The organism is Saccharomonospora saliphila YIM 90502 (assembly GCF_000383795.1).
GTDB classification, from domain to species: Bacteria; Actinomycetota; Actinomycetes; order Mycobacteriales; family Pseudonocardiaceae; genus Saccharomonospora; species Saccharomonospora saliphila.
Genome location: NZ_KB912624.1, coordinates 113325 through 117555, shown reverse-complemented (window position 1 = coordinate 117555; position 4231 = coordinate 113325). Strand labels below are relative to the sequence as shown.

The following is a 4231-nucleotide window of genomic DNA, read 5'->3' as shown; positions in this document are numbered from 1 at the left end:
CGCGCCGAGCAACGCGACGTCGGCACCCAGGCGGGCGGCGGCGACCGCCGTGTTGGCCCCTTTGCCGCCGGGGAAGGTCTCCGTGTCCCCGCCGAGCACCGTCTCCCCACCCCCGGGGCGGCGCCGCGCGGTGACAACCAGGTCGGCGTTGGCCGAGCCGACGACGAGCACGCGAGCTGGCACGTAGCCAGCCTGCCACGAAACCGCACCCTCCCGCCGCGTGGCGGGACGCATCCCACGCCGATGCCACCCCAGCCCGCACCGGGTGCGCACCCGTCCACCGCGAGCCGGCAGCCGGGACCGTACCCGCGGTCGACACGGCGCGACGTCGGTGCGTGCGCGCTGGGTGCGCGGTTGGCTCCGTTCCGAGTTGTGCGGACGTGAAATCCTTTGTAACTTCCAGATCCGCGCGAACGACAACCCGATGAAGACGGCGACAGCTCACTCATTAGGGTGATATATAGCCGGGAGCGTCACTGTGGAGACACGGAGCGCTCTTCACTGACAGCACCGCCTCCGCGCGGTGTGTCTGTCCGGTCCGCGGACCGGTCGGGCATCGAGTCGCCGGCATCGGTCACGTAGCCCCCCGAGTGATCGGTGTCGGCGGCGCCCGCCCGTGGCTGTCTCCCCGCTCCCGCTCACCACTCCGCCCCGCGCCGTGCATGGCGCCGAACGCGATGAAGGCCCCCTTCACCGCGAAGCACACGGGGAAGAGGGCCTTCAGGCGTCGGCCGGTCCGGACCGCCGAGGGCGCGGTCCCTGCTCAGGCGACGACGTTGACCAGGCGATTCGGAACCACGATCACCTTGCGCGGGTCGGCGCCGTCCAACAGGGCGGCGATCCGGTCCTCGGCCAGCGCCGCCTTCTTGATCGTCTCCTGGTCCGCGTCGGCGGCCACGGTGATCCGCGCGCGCACCTTGCCGTTGACCTGGATCGGGTACTCGACGGTGTCGTCGACGAGGTAGCGCTCGTCCGGCTTCGGGAACGGCCCGTGCACGAGGGAGTCCGGGTGGCCGAGCCGGTGCCACATCTCCTCGGCGACGTGCGGGCACATCGGCGCCAGCATCAGCACCAGCGGCTCGGCCAGCCCCCTCGGGGTCGCCTCGGCGGAGCCGTAGGTCTTGGTGACGTAGTTGTTCAGTTCGATGAGCTTGGCGCCTGCCGTGTTGAACCGCAGCTCGGCGTAGTCCTCACGGACCCCGGCGATGGTGCGGTGGAGCTGCTTGAGGTCCTGCTCGGTCAGCTCGGTCTCGTCGACCCGCACCGCGCCCGTGGCCTCGTCGACCACCAGGCGCCACAGGCGCTGGAGGAACCGCTGCGCCCCGACGACGTCCTTGGTCGCCCACGGCCGGGAGTCCTCGAGCGGACCCATCGCCATCTCGTAGAACCGGAAGGTGTCGGCGCCGTAGTCGCGCGCCATGTCGTCCGGGGTGACGACGTTCTTCAGGCTCTTGCCCATCTTGCCGTACTCCTGGGTGACCTCCTCGCCGCCGTGGTAGAAGCGGCCGCCGGACTCGGTCACCTCGTCGGCGGGGACGTAGAAGCCGCGGGAATCGGTGTAGGCGTAGGCCTGGATGTAGCCCTGGTTGACCAGCCTGCGGTAGGGCTCCTCGGACGAGAGGAGGCCGAGGTCGTAGAGCACCTTGTGCCAGAACCGCGCGTACAGCAGGTGCAGCACGGCGTGCTCGACCCCGCCCATGTACAGGTCGAGGCCGCCCGGGTCGTCGACACCGTGCTCGGCGGGGCGCGGGCCCATCCAGTACCGCTCGTTCTCCGCGTCGACGAACCGCTCGGTGTTGACCGGGTCGATGTAGCGAAGCTGGTACCAGCACGAGCCCGCCCACTGGGGCATGACGTTCGTGTCGCGGCGGTAGGTCTTCGGCCCGTCGCCCAGGTCGAGGGTGACGCTGACCCAGTCGGTCGCCTTCGACAGCGGGGGCTCCGGCTCGGAATCGGCGTCCTCGGGGTCGAAAGTCGTGGGCGAGTAGTCCGGCACGTCCGGCAGTTCGACCGGCAGATGCTCCTCCGGCAGCGGGATCGGCGTGCCGTCGGAGTCGTACACGATCGGGAACGGCTCGCCCCAGTACCGCTGCCGCGCGAACAGCCAGTCCCGCAGCTTGTACTGCACCGAGCCCTCGCCGTGGCCCTGCTCCTCGAGCCAGGAGATGATCGTCTTCTTGGCGTCGTCGACACCGAGGCCGTTCAGGTTGACCTCGGCGTTGGCGGAGTTGATCGCGGGGCCGTCGCCGGTGTAGGCCTCGCCGTCGAAATTCTCGCCCGGCTCGACCGTGCGCACGATGTCCAGCCCGAACGCCGTCGCGAAGTCCCAGTCGCGCTGGTCCTGTCCGGGAACGGCCATGATGGCGCCGGTGCCGTAGCCCATCAGCACGTAGTCGGCGATGAAGACCGGAATCGGGGTGTCGTTGGCCGGGTTGACCGCGTAGGAGCCGGTGAACACACCCGTCTTGTCCCGGCTCTCCTGGCGGTCCAGCTCGGACTTGCGGGCGGCCTGCGCGCGGTAGGCCGCCACGGCCTCGGCCGGGGTGGCGGCTCCGCCGGTCCAGCGCTCGTCCACGCCGTCCGGCCACGCGGCCGGGGTGAGGTCGTCGACGAGCGGGTGCTCGGGCGCCAGGACCATGTAGGTGGCGCCGAACAGCGTGTCGGGGCGGGTCGTGAAGACCTCGATGGCGTGCTCACCCGCGCGGAACCGCACGTTGGCGCCCCGGGACCGGCCGATCCAGTTCCGCTGCATCGACTTGATCTTCTCCGGCCAGTCCAGCCGGTCCAGGTCGTCGACGAGGCGGTCGGCGTAGGCGGTGATCCGCATCATCCACTGCTTGAGGTTCTTGCGGAACACCGGGAAGTTGCCGCGCTCGCTGCGACCGTCCGGGGTGACCTCCTCGTTGGCCACCACCGTGCCGAGGCCGGGCGCCCAGTTCACGGGCGCGTCCGACAGGTACACCAGGCGGTGGGAGTCGATGATCTCCCGCTGCTCGGCGCGGCTGTACTCGCTCCAGGCCCGGCCGTCCGGCGTCGCGCGCTCACCGTCGGCGTAGGCGCGCTCCAGTTCCTCGATCGGGCGGGCCTTGTCCCGCTCGGTGTCGTACCAGGAGTTGAAGATCTTCAAGAAAATCCACTGCGTCCACCGGTAGTACTCGATGTCGGTGGTGGCGATGCGCCGCCGCTCGTCGTGCCCGAACCCGAGCCGCTGGATCTGGCTCAGGTACCGCTCGATGTTGGCCTCGGTGGTCGTGCGCGGATGCGTGCCGGTCTGCACGGCGTACTGCTCGGCGGGAAGGCCGAACGCGTCGAAGCCCATCGTGTGCAGCACGTTGCGGCCGATCATCCGGTTGTACCGGGCGTAGACGTCGGTCCCGATGAAGCCGAGCGGGTGGCCGACGTGCAGGCCCGCCCCGGACGGATACGGGAACATGTCCTGCACGAACAACTTGTCCGACGGCAGGGGCGCGCTCTCGTCGGCGAGCGGGCCGACCGGGTTCGGCGCGTGGTAGGTGCCGTGCTCGGACCAGTGGTCCTGCCACCGCTTCTCGATCCGCTCCGCCAGCTCCGCGGTGTAGCGGTGCGCCGGAGCCGACTCGGTGCCGTCTGTCATCGCCGATCCTTCCGTGTACCTGCCTCAGAGACAACGCAACCCCTCAGCCCGAGGGCGTGAGGGGTTTCGCCGCGCCGGCCGGGGGTCCGGTCAGCGCGGCCCGGCAAGAAGCAGGTCGGCCGTCGTCACTGTCGTCATTGACAACCATGATAACTGCCTCACCCGCGCCGTTTCCCCAAGCCCTCGTGCCCGTCCACCGGGGTGGCCGACGGCACTCCGGCGTGTCCTCCCGCCACCGGCCGGGGGCAGTATCCTCCGAGGAGTGTTGGTGCTCGCGCTGATCCCCGCCCTGCTCGGTGTCCTGGTCGGCTGGGGCGGTTACCTCGGCTGGAGCGGCAAGCTCACCCGGTCCCGGGGCGCGGGTGTGCGCACGGAGGCGACTCTCCGCAGCGACGAGGCGTTCCGGGTGGCGAACAGGGTCGCCGCACTGCCGACGATGGTCGCGGGGGCGGTCGGGCTGGTCGCGGGGGCGGCCACGCTGGCGATGCCCGGCACCGTCGGCGCCGTGGCCTCGTCTGTGGTCGGCGTCGTCGCGGTGTTCGCCCTCGTCGCGGGAGGCGGAATGCTCGGCCACCGCGCCGCCGAGGCGGTACCCGCCCCGGCACCGGCCCCCGCCGG

Annotated in this window: 3 protein-coding genes; 1 reads left to right on the top strand and 2 read right to left on the bottom strand. The window is 70.7% G+C overall.

The genetic code is table 11. The annotated features are described in order from the left end of the window. Both SACSA_RS21380 and leuS read right to left on the bottom strand, forming a co-directional pair. A partial coding sequence (locus tag SACSA_RS21380) for a PfkB family carbohydrate kinase (protein WP_232212824.1) occupies nt 1–183 on the bottom strand: 183 nt, incomplete at its 3' end. Nucleotides 184–763: 580 nt separating this feature from the next. After that, complete coding sequence (gene leuS / locus SACSA_RS0103965) at nt 764–3613, bottom strand: leucine--tRNA ligase (RefSeq protein WP_019813689.1); 2850 nt, start codon at nt 3611–3613, stop codon at nt 764–766. A gap of 262 nt (nt 3614–3875) precedes the next feature. Here leuS and SACSA_RS21375 point away from each other — a divergent pair. After that, on the top strand, nt 3876–4231 hold a 356-nt coding region (locus tag SACSA_RS21375), incomplete at its 3' end, for an SdpI family protein (RefSeq protein ID WP_083940140.1).

Coding starts and splice junctions, on each gene's coding strand:
- leuS (WP_019813689.1), bottom strand. CDS start 3,613: ATGACAGACGGCACCGAGTCGGCTCCGGCGCACCGCTACACCGCGGAG.